Here is a 21958-nt window from a genome sequence, read left to right on the forward strand (position 1 = left end):
ATTGAGTAGATGCGAACTCTAACGAATGATGCGATGCTAGGGTGAAAAAGTGACGGAGGGCAAGAGGGTCTACCGGTCGCCGCTGCGGGCCGAGCAGGCGCAGCGCACGCGGGCGGCGGTGCTCGACGCCGCGGGTTCCTGCTTCCTCCGGCAGGGCTACGCCGCGACGACGATGAAGGACGTCGCCGCCGCCGCCGGGGTGTCGGTGCAGACGGTCTTCGGCGTCGGGAGCAAGGCGTCCCTGCTGCTGGCCTGCGTCGACCGGGCGGTGGTCGGGGACGACCAGGAGGTACCGCTGGCCCAGCGGGACCTGTTCGTCCGTCTGCTGTCGGCGCCGGACCGCGCCGGCAAGCTCGCCGCCGCCCGGGAGATGGCGGGCCACTACGTGCCGCAGACCGTCCCGATGATCCGGGTCTTCGCCGACGCGGCCGCCGGCGACGCCGAGATCGGCACGGCGTGGGCCGAGTACGAGCGCCGGCGGCTGCAGGACGACCGGGCGCTGATCGCCTCCTTCGAGCCGTGGCTGCGCGCCGGGCTCGACGTCGACCGGGCCGCCGACGTCTTCTGGGGCGTGTTCTCCCACGCGCCGGCCGTCGCACTCATCTGGGAGCGGGGCTGGACCGTCGAGGAGTACGCGGACTTCCTGGTCGACGCCATCGAGCGGTTGCTGCTGGACTGACGTGACCGCGCCCGCCGCACCCTGACGGCGCGCCGGACGGCGGCGGGTAGCGTCCCGGCATCACGGCAGCGCAGCGAGGAAGCCGGTGCGAGTCCGGCGCGGTCCCGCCACTGTGAACCCCTCGGGGGAGCCAGACACTCGGCGCTGCCCGTGCCCGACGACCCGGGGCGCGGACCCCGAGTGAGGACCTGCCCGGTGTTCACCCTGCTCTCGACCAGCGACACCGACCTGCTCTCCGCCCGCGCGAGCGGCGCCGGCTGGCGGCTGGGCAACCCCGCCCGCCTGGACGCCGACGGGGTCGCGGCCCTGGTCGAGGGCGCGCAACTGGTCGTCCTCCGGCTGCTCGGCGTGCGCCGCCAGTTCGAGGAGCTGCTCGCACCGCTGCTGGCCGGCCCGGCACCGGTCGTCGTCCTCGGCGGTGAGCAGCTGCCCGACGCCGAGCTGATGGCGCTGTCCACCGTGCCGATGGGCGTGGCCACCGAGGCGCACGGCTACCTGGCGCAGGGCGGCCCGGGCAACCTCGTCCAGCTGCACCGCTTCCTCTCCGACACCGTGCTGCTCACCGGCGAGGGGTTCGAGCCGCCGTCGGTCGCACCCGACTGGGGTCTGCTGGAGAGGCCGTCCCGCGGGGAGGGCCCGACGGTCGCCGTCCTCTACTACCGGGCGCACCACCTCTCGGGGAACACCGCGTTCGTCGAGTCGCTGTGCGCCGCGATCGAGGACGCCGGGGGCCGGGCGCTGCCGGTGTTCACCTCGACGCTGCGCTCGGTGGAGCCCGAGCTGCTGGAGACGCTGCGCGGCGCGGACGCCCTCGTGGTCACCGTGCTCGCCGCCGGCGGCTCGCGGCCGGCGACCGCCTCCGCGGGCGGCGACGACGGCGCGTGGGACGTCGGCGCGCTGGCCGCCCTCGACGTGCCCGTGCTCCAGGGGCTGTGCCTGACCTCGAGCCGCGCCGACTGGCTGGCCAGCGACGACGGGCTCTCCCCGCTCGACGTCGGCAACCAGGTGGCCATCCCCGAGTTCGACGGCCGGCTGATCAGCGTGCCGTTCTCCTTCAAGGAGACCGACGCCGACGGGCTGACCACCTACGTCGCCGACCCCGAGCGGGCCGCCCGCGTGGCCGGGACGGCGGTCGCCCACGCGCGACTGCGGCACGTGCCGCCCGCCGACCGCCGCATCGTCGTGATGCTGTCGGCCTACCCGACCAAGCACGCGCGAATCGGCAACGCCGTCGGGCTGGACACCCCGGCGTCCGTCGTCCGCCTGCTGGCCGCGCTGTCCGGTGCCGGCTACGACATCGGCCCGTTCGAGGGGCCCGGCGCGCTGCCCGGCGTGGCCGGCCTGGACGGCGACGCCCTGGTGCACGCGCTGATCGCCGCCGGCGGGCAGGACGCGGACTGGTTGACCGCCGAGCAGCTGTCGGGCAACCCGGTGCGCATCCCGGCGGCGGACTACCGGGCGTACTTCGACACGCTCCCGGCCGACCTGCGCGACGCGATGGTGCGGCACTGGGGGCAGCCACCGGGCGGGCTCTTCGTGGACGGCGACGAGATCGTCTTCGCCGCGCTGCGGGCGGGCAACGTCGTGGTGATGGTCCAGCCCCCGCGCGGCTTCGGGGAGAACCCGATCGCGATCTACCACGACCCGGACCTGCCGCCGTCCCACCACTACCTGGCCGCCTACCGGTGGCTGCGGTCGGAGTTCGGGGCGCACGCGCTGGTGCACGTCGGCAAGCACGGCAACATGGAGTGGCTGCCCGGCAAGACCGTCGGGCTGTCGGCCTCCTGCGCGCCGGACGCCGCGATCGGCGACCTGCCGCTGGTCTACCCGTTCCTGGTCAACGACCCGGGCGAGGGCTCGCAGGCCAAACGCCGGGCGCACGCCACGCTGGTCGACCACATGGTGCCGCCGATGGCCCGCGCGGAGACCTACGGCGACATCGCCCGGCTGGAGCAACTGCTCGACGAGCACGCCAACGTCGCGGCGATGGACCCGGCCAAGCTGCCTGCCGTCCGGGCGCAGATCTGGACGCTACTGCAGGCGGCCCGCCTCGACTCCGACCTCGGGCTCACCGAGCGGCCGGAGGACGACCACTTCGACGAGATGATCCTGCACGTCGACGGGTGGCTCTGTGAGATCAAGGACTCCCAGATCCGCGACGGGCTGCACGTCCTCGGCAGCCCGCCGGCCGGCGCCGACCGCGTGGACCTCGTGCTGGCGATGCTGCGGGCCCGGCAGATCTGGGGCGGCGCGGTCGCGCTGCCCGGGCTGCGGGAGGCGCTCGGCCTGGCCGAGGGCGCCTCGCGCGCCGACACCGACGCGGTGGAGTCGCTCGCGGCCGCCCTGGTCTCCGGCATGGAGTCCCGCAGCTGGACGGCGGACGCGGTCGCGCCCGTCGTCGAGGAGGTCCTGGGCCGGGCCGACGCGCAGGTGGCCGCCGTCCTCCGGTTCGCCGTCGAGGAGGTGGTGCCCCGGCTGGAGCGCACCACCGACGAGCTGGACGCCGTCCTCCACGCGCTGGACGGCGGGTACGTGCCCGCGGGGCCGTCGGGCTCGCCGCTGCGGGGGCTGGTCAACGTGCTGCCGACCGGCCGCAACTTCTACTCCGTCGACCCGCGCGCGATCCCGTCGCGGCTGGCCTGGGAGACCGGGCAGGCGATGGCCGAGTCGCTGGTCGAGCGGTACCGCGCCGACACCGGGTCCTGGCCCCGCTCGGTCGGACTGTCGGTGTGGGGCACCTCGGCGATGCGCACCTCGGGGGACGACGTCGGGGAGGTGCTCGCGCTGCTCGGCGTCCGCCCGGTGTGGGACGACGCGTCGCGGCGGGTGACGGGGCTGGAGCCGGTGCCCCTCGACGAGCTCGGCCGGCCGCGGATCGACGTCACGGTGCGGATCTCCGGCTTCTTCCGCGACGCCTTCCCGCACGTCGTGACCATGCTGGACGACGCGGTGACGCTGGTGGCCGCGCTGGACGAGCCCGCGGACGAGAACTTCGTGCGGGCGCACGTCGAGGCAGACGTCGCCGCCCACGGCGACCGCCGGCGGGCCACTGCGCGGGTGTTCGGCTCCAAGCCCGGCGCCTACGGGGCGGGGCTGCTGCCGCTGATCGACTCGCGCAACTGGCGGGGCGACGCCGACCTCGCCGAGGTCTACGCGGTGTGGGGTGGCTACGCCTACGGCCGCGGGCTGGACGGCGTCGCCGCCCGGCCGGACATGGAGTCGGCCTACCGGCGCATCGCGGTGGCGGCGAAGAACGTCGACACGCGCGAGCACGACATCGCCGACTCCGACGACTACTTCCAGTACCACGGCGGGATGGTCGCGACCGTCCGCGCGCTGACCGGGCGGGCGCCGGCCGCCTACATCGGGGACTCCACCCGGCCGGAGTCGGTGCGCACCCGCTCGCTGACCGAGGAGACCGCCCGGGTGTTCCGCGCCCGCGTCGTGAACCCCCGGTGGCTGGCCGCGATGCGCCGGCACGGCTACAAGGGCGCGTTCGAGCTGGCCGCGACCGTCGACTACCTGTTCGGCTACGACGCCACGACCGGGGTGGTCGCCGACTGGATGTACGAGAAGCTGGCCCAGACCTACGTGCTGGACCCGGAGAACCGGGAGTTCCTGGAGCGGGCCAACCCGTGGGCGCTGCACGGCATCGCGGAGCGGCTTCTGGAGGCGGCCGACCGGCAGCTGTGGGCCGAGCCCGACCCGGCGCTGCTGGCCGACCTGCAGCAGGCCTACCTCGACACCGAGGGTGACCTGGAGGGCGGCGAGACCCCGGCTCAGCAGGGCGTCGGCGGCTGAACCCGCGCATCACCGCGGGCCGTGCCGGGTAGTCCTCCGGCATGAGCATCCTCGGACGACTGATGGGCACGGCAGAGAACACTGCCCGCACCGCGGCTCGCGGGGGTCGGGCCACCGGCCGCGGTGCGGCCGCACGCGGCACGGTACGTGGCACGGGCCGCGCGACCACCGGCCGCGGCATGGGCCGGAGCACTCCCCGGGCGACCGGCCGGGGCCGGCCGACGACCGCCGCCTCCGGCGGGCTGCGGGGGCTGGTGGGCGGCCTGCTGGGCCGACGCTGAACAAGGACCCCCTTTCTCCCCGCCCTTCGCGAGCCCTTCGCGAGCTCAGGGCGGTGCCCTGGGAAGGGGGCCGCGCCTCAGGCGAGGACGGCCGCGGCCACCAGCAGGGTGACCGCGGCCGTCACCTCCGCCATCGCGCCCATGACGTCGCCGGTGACGCCGCCCAGGCGGGCCCGCGCCCGGCGCAGGAGGAGTTCGGCCGCGACCAGGCCGGCCAGGGCACTGCCGATCAGCGCGCCGGCGAGCGGCCAGTTCCCGCCGGCCAGCGCGGCCAGTACCGCGGATGACGCGACCAGGGCCGCGGCCCACCACCCCCACGAGACGGTGCCGGCGACCGACCGGCCGAGTGAGGAGCCCTCGGCGGCCGGCACGCCGGGTAGCCCGGTGCGGGTCATCGCCAGCCGGGCGGCCAGCACCGCGGTCCACAGCGCCGTCCACCCGCCGTCGGTGGCCAGCAGCGCGGCCGCCGCGGCCACCTGCAGCAGCACGGTCAGCACCAGCGTGACGACACCGAACGGTCCGACGTCCCCCTGGTGCATGACGGCCAGCGCCCGCGCGCGCCCCCGCAGCGGACCCAGGCCGTCGGCGGTGTCGGCCAGCCCGTCCAGGTGCAGGCCGCGGGTCAGTGCGGCCAGGACCGTGACCGCCAGCACCGCCCCGGTCAGCGGCGAGACCAGCCGGGTGCCGGCGACGGCGACCCCGGTGGCGACCCCGCCCAGCAGGAGGCCGACCAGCGGTGCCCAGGGCAGGACGCCGCGCGTGCTCGCCGCCACCTGCGCCGGGACGCGCACGACGGTGAGCAGCGCCAGCGACTCGAACGGGCCGGTCCACCTCATCGCAGCCGCTGGGGCAGGCCGGCCACCACGAACCACACCTCGTCGGCGGTGCCGGCCAGCCGCTGGTTGACCGACCCGAGGGTGTCGCGGAACAGCCGGCCCGAGCGGGTCTCGGGCACCACACCCAGCCCCACCTCGTCGGAGACCGCCACCACGTGCGCCGGCGTCATGGCCCAGGCGTTCACCAGCGCGTCGCAGCGGGCGGCCAGCCGCTCGGCGGCACCGGGCTCGTCGCGCCACACCCCGGTCTCGTCCATGAGGGCGGCCACCCACGTGGTGACGCTGTCCACCAGCACCGACCCGCGCCGCAGCAGGTCGCTGGGGGCCGTCGTCTCCACCGTCGTCCACCCGGCCGGCCGCCGGGACCGGTGGGCGGCCACCCGTTGCGCCCACTCGGCGTCGTCCGGGACCGGGGGAGAGGTGGCCAAGTAGGTGACCTCCGCGGCGCCGGCCACCAGCGACTCGGCGTGCGCGGACTTGCCCGAGCGGGCACCGCCCAGCACCAGCACCTTGCTCATCCGGGCTCCGTCGGCGCGGGCCGCCCGGTCACAGCAGGAGCTCGAGCCGGGTCACCGTGCCGTTGTGCGGCGTGATCGAGGGCAGCGCGTCGGCCCCCAGCCCGGCGGCCACGGCCTGGGCGGCCCGGATCGTGTCGCCGTGCGTCACCAGGGCGATCACCTCGGCGGGCGGTTCGGCGGCGAGGTGCTTGAGGAACGCGCCCACCCGCGCGTGCAGCTCGTCGAGGCTCTCCCCGCCCTCGGCGGCCCAGTGCGGGTCGGTCCAGTCGACGACGTCCCACAGCTCGCGGGACGGCCGGCCCTCCAGCACCCCGTAGCCCTGCTCGCGCAGCGCGGGCGTGGTGGTGAACGGCAGACCGGTGGCGCCGGCGCAGTGCTCGGCGGTCTGGACCGCCCGGTGCAGGTCGCTGGAGATCAGCGCACCCGGGTGCAGGCCGGCCAGCTCCCGGGCCGCCGCGGCGGCCTGCGCGTGCCCGAGCTCGGTGAGGGGCACGTGCGCCGTCTGACCCTGCATCAGTCCGGCGGCGTTCCACTCGCTCTGCCCGTGGCGGACGAGGAGGAGGGTCAGCGGCTGGGCCATGGTGGGAGGCACTGTAGCCAGCCGTGCGCGGGATCCCGGACGCTCCCTCGTACCGTCGACCCGGTGGGCGTGCCGGTGGGCCCGTCCGCGCCCCGAGCAGCGTTGGTCACGGGACCGACGAGCATCACCCAGGAGGACTCCGTGACCATCCCCGTCCGCCCCGGCGCCTCCCGGCCCGTCGCCCGCCCCTCCGGCCCCGATCCGCTGGCCCCGCTCCTGGAGCTGCCGGGCGTGCGGGAGGCCGCCGACGCCGCCCGGGCGGGGATCGACCGGCTGCTGCGGCACCGGCTGATGCGGAACCGGTCGGCGGAGGTGAGCACCGAGTCGGCGCTGCGCGGCGCCCGCGCCTCGGCCGCCCTCGAGGGCGTCGACGTCCCGCTCGCCGACCTGCGCGCCGGGCAGGTGGACGACCCCGTGGTCCAGGGCTCGCTGCGGACCTCGGTCGCGCTCGGCTCGATGCAGGACACCTGGTCGCGCGCCCCCGGCCAGGTGCTGGCGCGGCTGCACGTGCTGGCCGCCGCCGACCTCGCCGAGCGCGCCGGGCTCGGCCGGCCCGCCCCGCACGCCGGCCCCCGCCTGAGCGGACTGTTCGCGCTGGTGACGGGAACCTCCACGGTGCCGGCCGTCCTGGTCGCCGCGGTCGTCCACGGTGAGCTGGCGGCACTCGCCCCGTTCGGCACCGCCGACGGCGTGGTGGCCCGCGCCGCCGCCCGGCTGACCGGGATCACCCGCGGCCTGGACCCCAAGGCCGTGTCGGTGCCCGAGGTCGGGTTCGTGGAGCTCGGCCGTGACGAGTACGCCCGGGCCGTGGCGGGCTACGCCTCGGGGCGGCCCGAGGGGGTGGCGGCCTGGCTCGTGCACTGCTGCCGGGCCACCGAGCACGGCGCCCTGGAGGGGCTGGCGATCGCCGAGAGCATGCTGCGCGGCTGACGGGGGCTGATCGGCTCGTCCCCGCGACCGGCCGCCCGCCTGCGCCGTCCTGTGGTGGCGGCGAGACTGGACGGCGTGCGCACCCTCGACATGGACGGGCTCGGCGCGGTCAGCCGCGTGGGACTCGGGACCTGGCAGTTCGGCTCGCGCGAGTGGGGGTACGGCGACGCGTACGCCTCCGGTGAGGCCGCGGCGATCGTGCGGCGGGCCCGCGAGCTCGGCATCACGCTGTTCGACACCGCGGAGGTCTACGGCTTCGGCCGCAGCGAGCGGATCCTGGGGGACGCGCTCGGAGCGGAGCGGGCCGGCGTCGTCGTCGCGACGAAGGTCTTCCCCGTCGCCCCGTTCCCGCCGGTGGTCCGCAACCGGCTGGCCGGCAGCGCCCGCCGGCTGGGGCTGCACCGCGTGCCGCTCTACCAGGTGCACCAGCCCAACCCGCTGGTCCCCGACTCGGTGATCATGCCCGGGATGCGGGAGTTGCTCGACGCCGGACGCATCGGCGCCGTCGGCGTCTCCAACTACTCGCTGCAGCGCTGGCAGGCGGCCGACGCCGCGCTGGGCCGCCCGGTGGTCAGCAACCAGGTGCACTTCTCCCTGGCCGCGCCCTGCGCGCTCGAGGACCTCGTCCCGTTCGCCGAGCGGGAGAACCGCATGGTGATGGCCTACAGCCCGCTGGCACAGGGACTGCTCGGCGGCCGCTACGGCGTCGAGAACCGGCCCGGGGGCGTGCGGGCGGCCAACCCGCTGTTCGGCACGGAGAACCTGCGCCGGGCCGAGCCGCTGCTCGGCGTCCTCCGCGAGGTCGCCGCGGCCCACGACGTCGCGCCGGCGCAGATCGCGCTGGCGTGGCTGATGGCCCTGCCGCGGGTCGTGGTGATCCCCGGCGCGTCGAGCGTCGCGCAGGTGGAGGCGAACGCCGCCGCCGCGGAGATCACCCTCCGGCCCGACGAGCAGGCGGCGCTCACCGCGGAGGCGCGGGCGTTCACCCCCGTGTCCGCCGCGCAGACCATGCTCGAGCGCGTGCGGGAGCGGCTGCCGTTCTGAGCCCGCGGGGCGCCTGCTCAGGCGCCGCGACGGCGCCGGCGACCGAGCAGCGGTGACGGGGCGGCGGGGCGGGCGGTGGCCTCGCGCAGCAGCCGTCGCCGGGCGTACCAGGCCAGCCCGACCACCGCGGCGCCCACGCTCATGGCGGCACCGGTCACCACCGGCGTCGTGGGCACCGGGAAGCGCGACCGCATCGAGACCGGGCGGCTGAACTCCAGCACGGGCCACCCGCGTTCCGCCGCGGCCTTGCGCAGGGCGCGGTCGGGGTTCACCGCGGTGGGGTGCCCGACCTCCGACAGCATCGGCAGGTCGGTGACCGAGTCGCTGTAGGCGTAGCAGTCGGCCAGGTCGTAGCCGTTCTCCGCGGCGACCTCCCGGACGGCGACCGCCTTGTTCTCGCCGTAGGCGTAGAAGTCGATCTCGCCGGTGTAGCGACCGTCGACGGTGACCATCCGGGTGGCCACCACCCGGTCGGCCCCCAGCATCTGCCCGATCGGCTCCACCATCTCCGCGCCGCTGCTGGAGACGATGACGATCTCCCGGCCGGCAGCCCGGTGCTCCTCGATCAGGTCGGCGGCCTCGGCGTAGACCAGCGGGTCGACGATCTCGTGGAGGGTCTCCCGGACGATCTCGTGCACCGTGGCGACGTCCCAACCGGTGCACATCTGGGTGATCTGGGCCCGCATGCGCTCCATCTGCTGGGCGTCGGCGCCGGAGAGGGAGAAGACGAACTGGGCGTAGGCGCCCTTGAGCACCGCCCGCCGGTTGATCAGCCCGCCCTGGAAGAACGGACGGCCGAACGCCAGGGTGCTGGACTTGGCGATGACCGTCTTGTCCAGGTCGAAGAACGCCGCTGCGCGGGTCACGGTTCACGACTGTAAGTGGACCGGCTGACAGTGACGGGGATCGCGCGCCGTCCACACCCCTTCGGGTCATCCACAGATCCCGCCGACACCTCCCGCACCCCGGAGCCCTCCGCTGGGCTCGGCGGCGTGACCGCCCTCCGCGCCCTGCCCGCCCGCCCCCTCGTCGTCAGCACCGACGAGGCGCTCCTCGACGACCTGCTGCGCCTGCTGGCCGCGGCCGGCGCCGAGCCGGAGGTCGCCACCGGCGGCCCGGCGCTGCGGCGGGCGCACCGGGAGGCGCCGCTGGTCGTCCTCGGCGCCGACGCGCTCGCCGCGGGCCCGGTGCGGGCCCTGCCCCGCCGCCCCGGCGTCGTCGTCGTGGCTCCCGGTGAGCCGCCGGCGGCCACGTGGGCGGCCGCGGTGGAGCTCGGTGCCGAGCGGGTGGCGGTGCTGCCCGACGACGAGAGCTGGTTGCTGTCGCGGATGGCGTCGGCCCTGCGCCGGCCGGTCGACCGCGGCTGCCTGGTCGCGGTCGGGGGCAGCTGCGGCGGAGCGGGCGCGAGCACGGTCGCGGCCGCGCTGGCGCTCACCGTGGCCTCCGGCTCCGACGGCGCGCTGCTGGTCGATGCCGACGGCTGGGGCGGCGGTGTCGACCTCCTCCTCGGTGCCGAGCGTGCCGAGGGGCTGCGCTGGCCGGAGCTCGCCGGCCTCCGGGGCCGCGTGGCGGGCGACGCGCTCATGTCCGCCCTCCCCGAGGTGGAGGGAGTCTCGGTGCTGGCGGCCTCCCGCGAGTCACCGGGCGAGGTCCCGGCCGAGGCGCTGGCGGCGGTCGTCGAGGGCGTCCGCGCCGGCGGGTGGCCGGTGGTGGTCGACCTCGCGCGGGGGGTGCGGCCGGAGACGGCCGAGACGGTGCTCGCCGAGGCCGATCTGGCGGTGCTGCTGGTGCCGGCCCGGCTGCGGGCGGCCTCGGCGGCGCGCCTGCTGGTCGAGCACGGTCCCGGCGGGCGGCCGTCCCCCTGGTCGGCGGTACGCCTGGTGGTGCGGCGGGTGACCGGCGGCCTGTCGGCCGGCGAGGTCGCAGACGTCGTGGGGCGGCCCGTCCTGGCCGAGCTCGCCGCCGACCGCGGCGCCGTTCCGCGCGGGGAGCGGGGCGAGCCGCCCCTGGTGACGGCGCGCTCACCGCTGGGTGCTCTCGCCCGCCGGGTGCTGGCCGAGCTGCCGCGGCAGGCGGGGGTGGCGGCGTGAGCGGGGGAGCGCTGGTCGACCGCGTCCGGGCCCGGCTGGCGCTGGAACCAGGGGCCCCCACGCGCGCGACGGTCGCGGCTCTGGTGCGGGAGGAGTCCGGCGGCCTGCTCGGTGACGACGACGTGCTGCGCGCGGTCCGCGAGGCGGTGGACGAGCTCGCCGGCGCGGGGCCGCTCGAGCCGCTGCTGCGGGCGCCCGGGGTCACCGACGTGCTGGTCAACGGCCCCGGCGAGGTGTGGGTGGACCGTGGCGGCGGGCTCGAACGGTCCGACGTGCGGTTCCCCGACGAGGACGCCGTCCGCCGGCTGGCCGTCCGGCTCGCCGCCGCCGCGGGCCGCCGGCTGGACGACGCCGCCCCCTGGGTGGACGTCGGCCTGCCCGACGGCACCCGGCTGCACGCGGTCCTGCCGCCGGTGTCCGGCAGCGGGACCTGCCTGTCGCTGCGGGTCCTGCGGCGGGCGTCGCTGACCTTCGCCGACCTCGCCGCCCGCGGGACGTTCCCCGGCCGGTCCGCCGGCCTGCTGCGCGCGCTGGTCGCCGGGCGGCTGGCCTTCCTGGTCACCGGCGGCACCGGGTCGGGGAAGACCACCCTGCTGTCGGGGCTGCTCGGCCTCGTCCCGACGGCCGAGCGCCTCGTGCTCTGCGAGGACGCTCCTGAGCTCCGGCCGGCCCACCCGCACGTCGTCCGGCTGGCCACGCGGCCGCCCAACGTCGAGGCGGTCGGGGAGGTCACGCTGCGCGACCTCGTCCGGCAGGCGCTGCGGATGCGCCCGGACCGGCTGGTCGTCGGCGAGGTGCGCGGCGCCGAGGTCACCGACCTGCTGGCCGCGCTCAACACCGGTCACGAGGGCAGTTCCGGGACCCTGCACGCCAACCGCCCGGCCGAGGTGCCGGCCCGGCTGGAGGCGCTCGGCGTCGCCGCGGGCCTGGACCGGCTGGCGGTGCACAGCCAGACCGCCGCTGCGCTCGCCGCGGTGGTCCACCTGCGCCGCACGTCGTCGGGCCGGCACGTGGCGGAGATCGGCGTGGTCCGCCGGGCCGGCGACCTCGTCGTCGTCGAGGCCGGCTGGCGTGCCGACGGCGGGCCGTGTCCGGGCGCCGAGCGGCTGGAGGAGCTCCTGGGGCGGGCGGGCGGGCTCCCGCGGTGACCGGCTCGGTGCTCCTGCTCGGGGCCGCACTGCTCCTGTGGCCGGGGAGCGCCGCGGTGCGGCGGGCGAGGCGGGTCGCCGCCACCGGTCCGCGGGCGCGCCTCCCGACCACGGGGGCGTCGCTGCCCCGGCCGGCGCTGTGGGGTGCCACGGCCGCCGCCGGGGCGGCCCTGCTGAGCACCCCGCTGGTGGCCGTCCTGGCCGGGGCGGTTGCGACGCTGGGTGCCCGGGCCGTCGACCGCTGCCGCGCGGGCGTCCAGGAGGAGCTGCGGCTGACCGCGCTCGCCGAGGCGCTGGCCGCCCTGGCGGCCGAGCTGCGCAGCGGGCGGTCCCTGACGGAGGCCACGACGGCGGCCGTGGCCGCCTGCGCGGACGAGGAGAGCGGGCAGGCGCTGGCGCGGGCGGTCGTGGGGGCGGATGCTGCCGGTCGGCAGGAGCCGGCCGGCACGGAGGTCGGGCACGCGCTGCACCGCGTGTCGGCGGCTGCCGCCCTGAGCCGGCGTACGGGGTGCTCGCTGGCGGCGGTGCTCGGCGCGGTCGAGGACGACCTGCGCGCCCGCTCCCGCCAGCGGCGGGACCTCCGTTCGGCCACCGCCGGGCCCCGGGCCAGCGCCGCCCTCCTGGCCGGGCTGCCCCTGCTCGCCCTGGCCATGGGCAGCGGCATCGGCGCCGACCCCTGGCGGGTGCTGACGACCACTCCCACCGGGCAGCTGCTGCTCGTCCTCGGGGTGGTCCTCGAGGGGGCCGGGCTGGCGTGGTCGGCCCGCCTGGTGCGGCGGGCGGTCCGGTGAGCGCGCTCGTCGCGGCCCTGCTCGCGGCTGCGCTGCTGGTCGGGTCGCCCCGACGGCCCGGTGTGGCGGCCCGGGTGCGGGCGCTGTCCACCGACCGGGCCGGGCCGTCGCGCCGCGGCGGTGCCGGTGCCCGGCGCTCCTGGCTGCTGGCCGGCGGAGCGGGAACGGCGGCCGGCCTGCTCGTGGGCGGCCTGCCCGGCGTCGCCGTGGCCGTGGCCGTCGCGGTGCTGGCCGAGCATCTCCTGCGCCGCGCTGCCGGGCAGTCCGAACGGGCGGGACCGGCCCTCGCCGGCGATCTCCCGGTCGCCTGCGACCTCCTCGCCGTCTGCCTGGCGGCCGGACTGCCCCTGGCCGGTGCCCTCGCGGCGGTGGCCTCGACGCTGCCTGCGCCGCTCGGGCCCGCACTGCACGAGGTGGCCGCGCTGCACCGGCTGGGCGCGTCACCACAGCGGGCCTGGGCCGACGCCCCCGCAGAGCTGGCGGTCCTGGGCCGGGTGCTGGTCAGGGCGGGGGAGTCGGGCTCGGCGGTGGTGCCCGCCCTGCGAACGCTCGCCTCCGACACCCGCGCGGAGGCACGCAGCCGCGCCGACACGGCCGTGCGCCAGGCCGGGGTGTGGGTGCTCGCGCCGCTGGGCGCCTGCTTCCTGCCGGCCTTCGTCTGCCTCGGAGTGGCGCCCCTCGTGCTCGGCATCGCCGCGGACGTCTTCGGGTGAGCCGGGCCCGCCGTCGTCCACAGCCGGCACCGCGGTCCACAGATCGCCGCCGTCGCTGGGAGGGGCCCGCGCGCGCTGCGAGCGTCGACGCAGCGGTCCGGACGGCGGACCGCACGACGGAGGAGGTCCTCGTGAGCGAGAGTCCGGCAGCACGTCCCGCCCCGGCGGAGCAGGGTGGGGAGGAGGCGGAGCGCCCCGCCGAGGGCGCGCTCCTCAGGCGTGGGTTGAGGGCGCGCTGGAGCCGCGTCCGCGCGACCGGGGACGCCGGCATGAGCACCGCCGAGTACGCCGTCGGCACCGTCGCGGCCTGCGCCTTCGCCGCCGTTCTGTACCGGGTCGTGACCGGCGGCTCGGTCGTCGACGCGCTCGGGGAGCTGGTCTCCTCGGCGCTGGCCACGCTGTCCTGACCGTGCCCGCCCTGGCGAGGTACCGGCGCCGCGCGGCCAGGCTGCGCTCGGCGGGGCGCCGCGAGGCGGGCATGGTCACCGCCGAGACCGCCGTCGTCCTGCCCGTGCTGCTGTTCGTCCTCGCCGGGGCGGTGGCGGCTGTGACGGTCGTGGGAGCCCAGCTGCGGTGCGTCGACGCCGCCCGCGAGGGAGCCCGTGCCGCGGCCCGGGGCGAGGACGCCGCGGTGGTGGTCGCCCTGGCCGCCCGCGCTGCTCCCACCGGCGCCCGGACCACCATCGCCTCCGACGGGCCCGCGGTGGCGGTCACCGTGGCGGCGGAAGTGGCACCGCTCGGGCCCGTTCCGTTCCGGGTGCGGGTCTCGGCCACGGCCGTGGCCCAGCGCGAGCCGGACGGCGAGGGAACGACGGCGGCCTCCGGCGGGAGCGGGTGAGCGGCGGCACCCGGCCGGCCGGGGAACGCGGCTCGGCGACCGTGTGGGTGGTCGCGCTCGCGGGGGTCCTCGCCGCCGTCGGGGTCGCGGCCGTCCTGGTGGGCACGGCCGTGGTGGGCCGGCACCGCGCGACGGGGGCGGCGGACCTGGCCGCTCTGGCCGCGGCCGAGCAGGCCGTCCGTGGCCGGTCCGACGCCTGCGCGGTGGCCGCCCGGGTGGCGGAGGCCAACGCGGCGCGGCTGACCGGTTGTGCGGTGGACGGCGCCGCCGTGGTCGACATCTCCGTCACCGTCCCGGTGCGCCTGGGCCCGATCGGGGTCCGGGAGGCCACCGCCCGCGCGCGGGCCGGGCCGGTCTCGTCCGTCCCAGCGCCGCCGTGAGGAGGGTCGCGGGCAGGGGCGCCGCGCTCCCAGGCTGCCGCCGGAGGACGGCCGTCGGGTCAGAAGACCAGGTCGTCCCCACCGGCGGCCGGGGGCGCCTCATGCGTCGCGTGCGGCGTGGCAGCGGCCGGTTCCGGGGCGTCCGGTTCGGCCGGAGCCGAGGGCGACGGGAGTCCCCGCTCCTCCTCGGCCAGCGGTCTCGCGGCGTGCGTCTGGACCTCGGCGGCCACGGGGTGCTCACCCCTGTCCTCGGCGGCGGCCAGCTCGTCGAGGACGACGTCGAGCACGCGCACCGCGCCGTCCTTGTCCAGCGGGTCGTTGCCGTTGCCGCACTTGGGCGACTGGACGCAGGAGGGGCAACCGCTCTCGCACTCGCAGCTGGCGACGGTGGCGCGGGTGGCCTGCAGCCACCGCCGCAGCGTGGCGAAGCCGCGCTCGGCGAAGCCGGCACCGCCGGGGTGGCCGTCGTAGACGACGATCGTGGCCGCGCCGGTGTCGGGGTGCAGCGCGGTGGAGACGCCGCCGAGGTCCCAGCGGTCGCAGGTGGCGAGGAGCGGGAGGATCCCGATCGCGGCGTGCTCCGCGGCGTGCAGGGACCCGGGCAGGCCGACCTCGTCCACCTCGGCGCGCGCCACGGCCTGCTCGTCGAGGGTCAGCCACACCGCCCGCGTGCGCAGCTGGCGGGCGGGCAGGTCGAGGGGGAACTCCGCCAGCACCTCGCCGGTCCCGAGCCGGCGGCGCTGGTAGGCCACCACCTGGTTGGTCACGTCCACGACCCCGGTGTGCGCGGTCACCGCCCCCAGGTGCCACGAGCGGTCGGTGGACACCACCGCCAGGTCGGTGACGTCGCGGGCGACGGTGGTCCACTCGGGGCTCTCGGCGTGCACCACCGCGGTGGCGTCCTCGACGGAGAACTCGTCCACGACGTAGGTCTCGCCCCGGTGCACGTACAGGGCGCCGGCGTGCACCGTCGCGTGCGCCGCGTCCCCGTCGACGGTGCCGAGCAACCGGCCGGTCGCGCCCTCGATGATCGTGACGGGTTCCAGGCCGCTGCCCCTGATGTCGACGTCGGGCCGGCCGCGGCCGGCCCAGTACCAGCCGGTCGGGCGCCGCCGGAGCAGGCCCTCGGCGACCAGCTCCTCGACTCGTGCCTCGGCGGCCGGCCCGCCGAAGTCCGCGAGGTCGGCGGGGACGAGCGGCAGCTCCGCGGCGGCGCAGCACAGCTGGGGTCCGAGCACGTAGGGGTTGGTCGGGTCGGTGACCGTGGCCTCCACCGGCCGGCCGAACACCGCCCGCGGGTGGTGGGCCAGGTAGTGGTCCAGCGGGTCGTCGCGGGCGACGAAGACCACCAGGGACTCCCGCTGCGCCCGCCCCGCGCGGCCGGCCTGCTGCCACAGCGAGGCCAGGGTGCCCGGGTAACCGGCCAGGACGACGGCGTCGAGCCCGGCGATGTCGATGCCCAGCTCCAGGGCATTGGTCGTGGCCACGCCCAGCAGTTCCCCGCTGGACAGCGCGCGCTCCAGCTCCCGCCGCTCTTCCGGCAGGTAGCCGCCCCGGTAGGAGTCGACGCGGCGGGCGAGGTCGCCGCGACCGCGGTCCCGCAGGATGTGGCGGGCCTGGTCGGCGACGGACTCGGCGCTGCGGCGGGACCGCACGAAGGCCAGGGTGCGCGCATCCCGCGCCACCAGGTCGGCCAGCAGGGTCGCGGCGTCGGCCGCCGCCGATCGGCGCAGCGGGGCGCCGTGCTCGCCGGTGCGCTCGGTCAGCGGGGGTTCCCACAGCGCGAAGGTGGCGCCCGGCCGGGGCGAGCCGTCCTCGGTCACCGCGGTCACTGGGGCGCCGACCAGCCGGCCGGCGGCAGCGGCCGGCTCCGCGACGGTCGCCGAGGCCAGCACGAACACCGGCTCCGCGCCGTAGCGCCGGCAGATCCTCCGCAGGCGCCGGAGGACGTGACCGACGTGCGAGCCGAAGACCCCGCGGTAGGAGTGGCACTCGTCGACGACCACGTAGGCCAGCCGGCGCAGGGTGCTCGACCACTTCTGGTGGGCCGGCAGCACGCCGCGGTGCAGCATGTCCGGGTTGGTGACGATCCAGCGCGAGTGCCGCCGGACCCACTCCCGCTCCTCCATGGGGGTGTCCCCGTCGTAGGCGGCCGGCCGCACGGAGGGGTCGGCCAGCGCGGCGACGGAGGAGAGCTGGTCACGGGCCAGCGCCTTGGTGGGCGCGAGGTACAGGACGCATGCGCGGGGGTCCTCGGCCAGCCGGGTCAGCGCCGCCAGCTGGTAGGCCAGCGACTTCCCGGAGGCGGTGCCGGTGGCCACCACCACGTGCCCGCCGTCGTGGGCGAGCTGCGCGGCCTCCACCTGGTGCCGGTAGGGAGCGCTCACCCCCTGCGCCTCCAGGCGCTCCCGGAGCTGCGGCCCCACCCACTCCGGCCACGGCCGGGTGTCGCTCTCCCGCACCGGCATCCGGTGGACGTGGGTGACCGGCTGTTCCTCCTCCGGCGTCCCGGCGAGGAGCGCGGCCAGCAGGTCCGCGCCGGGCAGGACCCCACCCCCTGGACCGGGGTCCGTGCCGGGAGGGGGAGCCGACCGGACCGGATGGAGCGTGGTCACGCGTTCTCCTCGCTGGCGCTCGTCGTCCGCGCGCCCAACGGTGCTCTGCCTCTGGGGGACCTCGCGAGCTCGGTCACCGGTTCTCCTCGCTGGCGCTCGTCGTCCGCGCGCCCAACGGTGCTCTGCCTCTGGGCGACCTCGCGAGCTCGGTCACCGGTTCTCCTCGCTGGCGCTCGTCGTCCGCGCGCCCACGGGTGCTGTTCCTCTGGGTGACCTCGCGAGCTCGGTCACCCCTCCACTGTCACACCTGCGGGCAACCCCGTCCCGTCCGCGGCAGCGGATCGTCGAGCCACCGATACGGCTTGTGATCTCCCTTACACTCACGCGGCGCCCAGGACGTGCGGAGCCCCCGCCCGTACTGGACGGGACCTCCGCCGACCGGAGCGCAGGTGAGCCCCGGGGGCAGCCGACCGCTTGGAGGAAACACATGCCGGACAGCGCACTCTCCGGCGGGGACGTCGTCCTGGTGACGATCGTCCTCGCCATCTCGATCGCCGCCCTCGCCTTCGCCGCCTACCTCGTCCGCGCCGTCATGGCGGCCGACCAGGGCACGGTGACGATGCGCGACATCGCGAAGGCGGTGCAGGAGGGTGCGGCGGCGTACCTGCGCAGACAGTTCCGCACCCTCGCGGTCTTCGCCGTCATCGTCTTCCTGGTCCTGCTCGTGCTGCCCGTCCACGAGGGCGGGTGGGGCACCCGGCTCGGGCGCGCACTGTTCTTCCTCGTCGGTGCCCTGTTCTCCGCCATGGTCGGGTTCATCGGCATGACCCTGGCCACCCGCGGGAACGTCCGCGTCGCGGCGGCCGCGCGCACGGGCGGCTACCGGCCGGCCTTCCGCATCGCGTACCGGACCGGGGGCGTCTGCGGGATGATCACCGTCGGTCTCGGCCTCTTCGGCGCGGCCCTCGCGCTGTTGCTGTTCGACGAGACCGCCCCGGTGGTCCTCGAGGGCTTCGGCTTCGGCGGCGCGCTGCTGGCGATGTTCATGCGTGTCGGTGGCGGCATCTTCACCAAGGCCGCTGACGTGGGCGCCGACCTCGTGGGCAAGGTCGAGGCCGGCATCCCCGAGGACGACCCCCGCAACGCCGCGACCATCGCCGACAACGTGGGCGACAACGTCGGCGACTGCGCCGGCATGGCCGCCGACCTCTTCGAGTCCTACGCGGTCACCCTGGTTGCGGCGCTGATCCTCGGTCAGGTCTTCTTCGGCGCCGTCGGCATGGTCTTCCCGCTGACCGTCGCCGCCATCGGGGTCATCGCCTCGGTCGTCGGCATCTTGGCCAGCAACCCCGGCAAGGGCGACGCGAACGGCCTGGCCCCGATCAACCGCGGCTTCTTCACCTCCGCCGTCGTCTCGCTCGTGCTGGTCGCCGCCGCCTCCTTCACCGTGCTGCCCAGCGTCGCGGACGTGCCCGACAGCGTGATCAGCCCGCAGGTCCTGGGCTTCGTGTCGGTGCTGATCGGCATCGTCCTCGCCGGCGCCATCCAGCTGCTGACCGGCTACTTCACCGAGACCAGCCGCAAGCCGGTCAAGGACGTCGGGCGCAGCTCGCTGACCGGCCCGGCGACGGTCATCCTCTCCGGCATCTCCCTGGGCCTGGAGTCGGCCGTCTACGCCGCGCTGCTGATCGGCGGCGCCGTCTACGGCGCGTTCCTCGTCGGTGGCGGCGCTGCCCTCTACGCCGTCGCGCTGGCCGGCTGCGGGCTGCTGACCACGGCCGGCGTGATCGTCTCGATGGACACCTTCGGCCCGGTCAGCGACAACGCGCAGGGTATCGCCGAGATGTCCGGCGACATCGACGAGGAGGGGGCCCGGGTGCTCACCGACCTCGACGCGGTCGGGAACACCACCAAGGCCATCACCAAGGGCATCGCGATCGCCACCGCGGTACTCGCCGCCACGGCGCTGTTCGGCTCCTACAACGCGCAGATCGGCGTGGCGCTGGAGGAGGCCGGCGACACCCTCGGGAGCGCCTTCAGCCTGGTGAACCCGAACAACATCGTCGGCGCCCTCCTCGGTGCGGCAGTCGTCTTCTTCTTCTCCGGGCTGGCGATCAGTGCCGTGTCCCGTGCCGCCGGGCGCGTGGTGTTCGAGGTGCGCGAGCAGTTCCGCACCCGCCCCGGGATCATGGACTTCACCGAGCGGCCCGACTACAGCCGCGTCGTCGACATCTGCACCAAGGACAGCCTCCGCGAGCTGGCGACCCCCGGGCTGCTCGCCGTGCTGGCGCCCGTGGCGGTGGGCTTCGGGCTCGGGTTCGGGCCGCTGGCGGCCTACCTGGTGGGCGCGATCGCCGCGGGCACGCTGATGGCGGTGTTCCTCGCCAACTCCGGCGGCGCCTGGGACAACGCGAAGAAGATGGTGGAGGACGGCGCCTACGGCGGGAAGGGCAGCGAGGCCCACGCCGCGACGGTCATCGGCGACACCGTCGGCGACCCGTTCAAGGACACCGCCGGGCCGGCGATCAACCCGCTGATCAAGGTCATGAACCTGGTGGCGCTGCTCATCGCCCCGGCCGTCGTCGGCATGTCGGTGGGGGAGGACCAGAACACGACGCTCCGGCTGGTCATCGCCCTCGTCGCCGCGGCGATCATCGTCGGCGCGGTCGTGGTGTCCAAGCGCCGGTCGGTCGTCGTCGGCGGGGCGGCCAACGCCTCCGCCAACTCGCTCACCGTCTCCGCTCCCTGACCGCACGCCGGGATCCTCCGGTCCGGCGCCTGCCGGCGGAGGGTCCCGGAGCGGTCTGTGGACACCGGCGGTCGTTGTGGACGGGGCGCCCCGGTCAGCCGGATGTCGGGCCTAGCGTCGGCCGCGCCGATCCCACCGCGGGACGGCTCGACCGCCCGGAGGCCCCGTGTCCGTGACCATCGCCGCCCAGTTCGACGCCATCGACGCCCTGGCCGCGGAGCTGACTGCGCTCGCCGCCGAGCTCGGGGACGACGCCCGGCTGTGCCGCTCGACCGCCGTCTCCCTGAGAGCCGCGGTCAGCGGTGAGACGGCGGCGCGAGCGGAGGCCGCGGGCTCGGGCTGGGCGGGTCTGCTCGAGCTGCTCGCGGAGCAGACCGGGGCGCTGGCCACCACGCTGTCCGCGGCGGTGGACTCCTATCGGCTGACCGACACGGTCCTCGCCGACCGGGTGCTCGTGCTCCGCCCGGGCGCGGCCCCGCGGTGAGCACGCCCGCACTGACCGAGGTCGCCGGCTGGGACGTGCCGCTGCTGCGGGGTGCCGTCTGGACGTTCGACTCGGTGGCCGAGCGGCTCCCGGCCTGGCGGGCCCGGATGGAGGCCGTCGGGCGGTCGCTCACCGGGACCGGGTGCTGGTACGGGCCGGCGGCGCACGCAGCCGGTGCCGCCCTCATCGAGGTGTCCACGGTCGCGACCGCGACCGCCGCGGCGCTCACCGAGTCGCTCGGACACGCCCAGCGGCTGCTCGCCGACGCTGCGACCGCCCAGGAGCTGGCCGAGGAGGCGCTGGCTGCGGCCTCGGCCGTTCCGGTGGTCTTGGACGGCGCCGGGCGGCTGGCCGGCCCGCTGCCGGTGGACGCCCTTCCCGGCGGGGACACCGGACAGACGGCCGCGGCGCTGCGGGCCGAGGCACTGGGGGTCGACGCCGTGGAGGCGGCGCGACGGGCGGATCTCGCCGCAGCGGAGGCCGCGGAGGCACTCGGCCGGCTGGGCGTCGGTGGCCCCCTGGCGCCGGGGACCTTCGACGACCTTGCGTGGCTGGTCGCCGCCGGCACGTCATCCGCACCGGTCCCGCTGCCGCCGCGCGCCGCCGCCCCCGCGGCGGTCGCCGGCTGGTGGGCGGCCCTCTCCGTGGCGGCGCGGACCAGCGCGATCCACGGTCACCCCGAGCGGATCGGGAACCTGGAGGGGCTGCCGGCCTGGGCCCGCGACCGCGCCAACCGGCTCGTCCTCGGCCGGGTCGCGGCCGACCCGTCGGCACCGGGCCACGCCGTCGCCGCATCGGTGGGCCTGGAGCTCTCCGCCAGGGAAGCGGCGGGCGAGACCGTGCAGCTCCTGCAGTTCCTCCCGCAGGAGGAGCTGGTGGCCCTAGCCGCGGGCGACGTGGACACCGCCGACTCCGTCGTCGTCACCATCCCCGGGATGCGCAACAGCGTGGAGCACGACCTCGACGAGCTGACCGCCGGTGCCGACGCGCTCGCCGGCGCAGCCCTCGCCGCCGCACCGGGACTCGCGGTCGCATCGGTGGCCTGGTTCGGCTACCGGCCGCCGATGGCCACCGGGGCCCTCGGCACCGCGGCCGGCCGGGAGGGCGGTCGCTCCCTCGACAGGTTCCTCGACGGCGTCGCGGCGTCACGGGGCGCCGACCCGGCGCGGGTGGTCATCAGTGCGCACAGCTACGGGACGACGGTGGTGGACGCCGCCGCCGAGGAACCGGGCGCCCTGGCCGCAGACGCGGTCGTGCTGAACGGGAGCCCCGGCATGGACAACGACGCCGAGGGGCTGGAGGTCGACGAGGTGTACGAGGCCTCGTCGCCCGCCGACCCGATCACCTGGCGTGACTGGCACGGGTCGCACCAGACCTGGCGGGACGCCTTCGGGGCCGTCGAGCTGCCGACCGGCCCGGTGATGATGCACACCGAGTACTACTCCGAGCACTTCCCGACCCTGGCCGCGATCGGCGAGGTCGTCGCGGCGGTGCCGGAGCCGCGATGACCCGCTGGGCGGCGGGAACACGTGGCGACCATC

At 76.5% G+C, this 21958-nt stretch carries 19 protein-coding genes and 1 riboswitch; of the genes, 14 read left to right on the top strand and 5 right to left on the bottom strand.

Annotated features, from left to right (window positions below):
• Positions 1-49 precede the first annotated feature (49 nt).
• Together ACI78Q_RS01100 and cobN are read left to right on the top strand one after the other, a co-directional pair.
• A complete protein-coding gene (locus ACI78Q_RS01100) occupies positions 50-679 on the top strand; it encodes a TetR/AcrR family transcriptional regulator (protein WP_456921456.1) in 630 nt (209 codons plus the stop codon).
• Positions 680-754: 75 nt separating this feature from the next.
• Positions 755-819, top strand: a riboswitch (cobalamin riboswitch).
• Between the two features lie 55 nt (positions 820-874).
• A complete protein-coding gene (gene cobN / locus ACI78Q_RS01105; protein WP_456921457.1) occupies positions 875-4480 on the top strand; it encodes a cobaltochelatase subunit CobN in 3606 nt (1201 codons plus the stop codon).
• A gap of 358 nt (positions 4481-4838) precedes the next feature.
• Here the strand turns inward: cobN and ACI78Q_RS01110 are convergent, their stop codons facing one another.
• Genes ACI78Q_RS01110 through ACI78Q_RS01120 form a run of 3 tightly spaced genes read right to left on the bottom strand, consistent with a single transcriptional unit; the run spans position 4839 to position 6695 of the window.
• The gene (locus ACI78Q_RS01110) at positions 4839-5597 is read right to left on the bottom strand and encodes an adenosylcobinamide-GDP ribazoletransferase (protein ID WP_456921458.1); all 759 of its coding nucleotides are present in this window, start codon (positions 5595-5597) and stop codon (positions 4839-4841) included.
• Complete coding sequence (cobU, locus tag ACI78Q_RS01115; protein WP_456921459.1) at positions 5594-6115, bottom strand: bifunctional adenosylcobinamide kinase/adenosylcobinamide-phosphate guanylyltransferase; 522 nt, start codon at positions 6113-6115, stop codon at positions 5594-5596. The genes ACI78Q_RS01110 and cobU overlap by 4 nt, the downstream gene beginning before the upstream one ends.
• A 28-nt stretch (positions 6116-6143) precedes the next feature.
• Entirely contained in the window at positions 6144-6695 is a 552-nt protein-coding gene (locus ACI78Q_RS01120; RefSeq protein WP_456921460.1) for a histidine phosphatase family protein, read from the bottom strand.
• A gap of 141 nt (positions 6696-6836) precedes the next feature.
• Here ACI78Q_RS01120 and ACI78Q_RS01125 point away from each other — a divergent pair, with 141 nt between their 5' ends.
• The gene (locus ACI78Q_RS01125; RefSeq protein ID WP_456921461.1) at positions 6837-7625 is read left to right on the top strand and encodes an oxidoreductase; all 789 of its coding nucleotides are present in this window, start codon (positions 6837-6839) and stop codon (positions 7623-7625) included.
• Positions 7626-7700: 75 nt separating this feature from the next.
• Positions 7701-8669, top strand: a complete 969-nt coding sequence (locus ACI78Q_RS01130) for an aldo/keto reductase (RefSeq protein ID WP_456921462.1) — start codon at positions 7701-7703, stop codon at positions 8667-8669.
• 17 nt (positions 8670-8686) lie between these two features.
• Here ACI78Q_RS01130 and ACI78Q_RS01135 read toward each other — a convergent pair whose 3' ends face one another.
• The gene (locus ACI78Q_RS01135) at positions 8687-9535 is read right to left on the bottom strand and encodes an HAD family hydrolase (protein ID WP_456921463.1); all 849 of its coding nucleotides are present in this window, start codon (positions 9533-9535) and stop codon (positions 8687-8689) included.
• A 126-nt stretch (positions 9536-9661) separates the two neighbouring features.
• On the opposite strand from ACI78Q_RS01135, the gene ssd reads away from it, so the two are divergent.
• The 7 genes from ssd to ACI78Q_RS01170 all read left to right on the top strand — a co-directional run bounded on the left by ssd (position 9662) and on the right by ACI78Q_RS01170 (position 14629).
• Entirely contained in the window at positions 9662-10759 is a 1098-nt protein-coding gene (ssd, locus tag ACI78Q_RS01140; protein WP_456921464.1) for a septum site-determining protein Ssd, read from the top strand.
• The gene (locus tag ACI78Q_RS01145) at positions 10756-11907 is read left to right on the top strand and encodes a TadA family conjugal transfer-associated ATPase (RefSeq protein WP_456921465.1); all 1152 of its coding nucleotides are present in this window, start codon (positions 10756-10758) and stop codon (positions 11905-11907) included. Before ssd ends, ACI78Q_RS01145 begins: the two co-directional genes overlap by 4 nt.
• A complete protein-coding gene (locus ACI78Q_RS01150) occupies positions 11904-12698 on the top strand; it encodes a type II secretion system F family protein (RefSeq protein WP_456921466.1) in 795 nt (264 codons plus the stop codon). The genes ACI78Q_RS01145 and ACI78Q_RS01150 overlap by 4 nt, the downstream gene beginning before the upstream one ends.
• Positions 12695-13411, top strand: coding sequence for a type II secretion system F family protein (locus tag ACI78Q_RS01155; RefSeq protein ID WP_456921467.1), 717 nt, complete (start codon positions 12695-12697; stop codon positions 13409-13411). The genes ACI78Q_RS01150 and ACI78Q_RS01155 overlap by 4 nt, the downstream gene beginning before the upstream one ends.
• A 131-nt stretch (positions 13412-13542) precedes the next feature.
• The gene (locus ACI78Q_RS01160) at positions 13543-13818 is read left to right on the top strand and encodes a DUF4244 domain-containing protein (RefSeq protein WP_456921468.1); all 276 of its coding nucleotides are present in this window, start codon (positions 13543-13545) and stop codon (positions 13816-13818) included.
• A gap of 2 nt (positions 13819-13820) precedes the next feature.
• Positions 13821-14249 carry a TadE family type IV pilus minor pilin gene (locus ACI78Q_RS01165; RefSeq protein WP_456921469.1) on the top strand — a complete coding sequence of 143 codons (429 nt, stop codon included), beginning with the start codon at positions 13821-13823 and terminating at the stop codon, positions 14247-14249.
• Positions 14246-14629 (top strand): Rv3654c family TadE-like protein, encoded by a 384-nt coding sequence (locus ACI78Q_RS01170; protein WP_456921470.1) that lies wholly within the window; start codon positions 14246-14248, stop codon positions 14627-14629. Before ACI78Q_RS01165 ends, ACI78Q_RS01170 begins: the two co-directional genes overlap by 4 nt.
• Before the next feature lie 59 nt (positions 14630-14688).
• Here ACI78Q_RS01170 and ACI78Q_RS01175 read toward each other — a convergent pair whose 3' ends face one another.
• Positions 14689-17244 (bottom strand): DEAD/DEAH box helicase, encoded by a 2556-nt coding sequence (locus ACI78Q_RS01175; RefSeq protein WP_456921471.1) that lies wholly within the window; start codon positions 17242-17244, stop codon positions 14689-14691.
• 427 nt (positions 17245-17671) lie between these two features.
• Between ACI78Q_RS01175 and ACI78Q_RS01180 the strand changes: the two genes are divergently transcribed.
• The 3 genes from ACI78Q_RS01180 (at position 17672) to ACI78Q_RS01190 (ending at position 21925) form a co-directional block, all read left to right on the top strand.
• Positions 17672-19933 (top strand): sodium-translocating pyrophosphatase, encoded by a 2262-nt coding sequence (locus ACI78Q_RS01180; protein ID WP_456921472.1) that lies wholly within the window; start codon positions 17672-17674, stop codon positions 19931-19933.
• Positions 19934-20099: 166 nt separating this feature from the next.
• Positions 20100-20417 (top strand): hypothetical protein, encoded by a 318-nt coding sequence (locus ACI78Q_RS01185; RefSeq protein ID WP_456921473.1) that lies wholly within the window; start codon positions 20100-20102, stop codon positions 20415-20417.
• Positions 20414-21925, top strand: coding sequence for an alpha/beta hydrolase (locus tag ACI78Q_RS01190; protein WP_456921475.1), 1512 nt, complete (start codon positions 20414-20416; stop codon positions 21923-21925). The genes ACI78Q_RS01185 and ACI78Q_RS01190 overlap by 4 nt, the downstream gene beginning before the upstream one ends.
• The last annotated feature ends 33 nt before the right edge of the window (positions 21926-21958 follow it).

The organism is Geodermatophilus sp. SYSU D00705, from assembly GCF_054050135.1.

Excerpts from the sequence above, each read along its gene's own strand:
- ACI78Q_RS01110 (WP_456921458.1), bottom strand. The coding sequence starts at position 5,597 with ATGAGGTGGACCGGCCCGTTCGAGTCGCTGGCGCTGCTCACCGTCGTG.
- cobU (WP_456921459.1), bottom strand. The coding sequence starts at position 6,115 with ATGAGCAAGGTGCTGGTGCTGGGCGGTGCCCGCTCGGGCAAGTCCGCG.
- ACI78Q_RS01120 (WP_456921460.1), bottom strand. The coding sequence starts at position 6,695 with ATGGCCCAGCCGCTGACCCTCCTCCTCGTCCGCCACGGGCAGAGCGAG.
- ACI78Q_RS01180 (WP_456921472.1), top strand. The coding sequence starts at position 17,672 with ATGCCGGACAGCGCACTCTCCGGCGGGGACGTCGTCCTGGTGACGATC.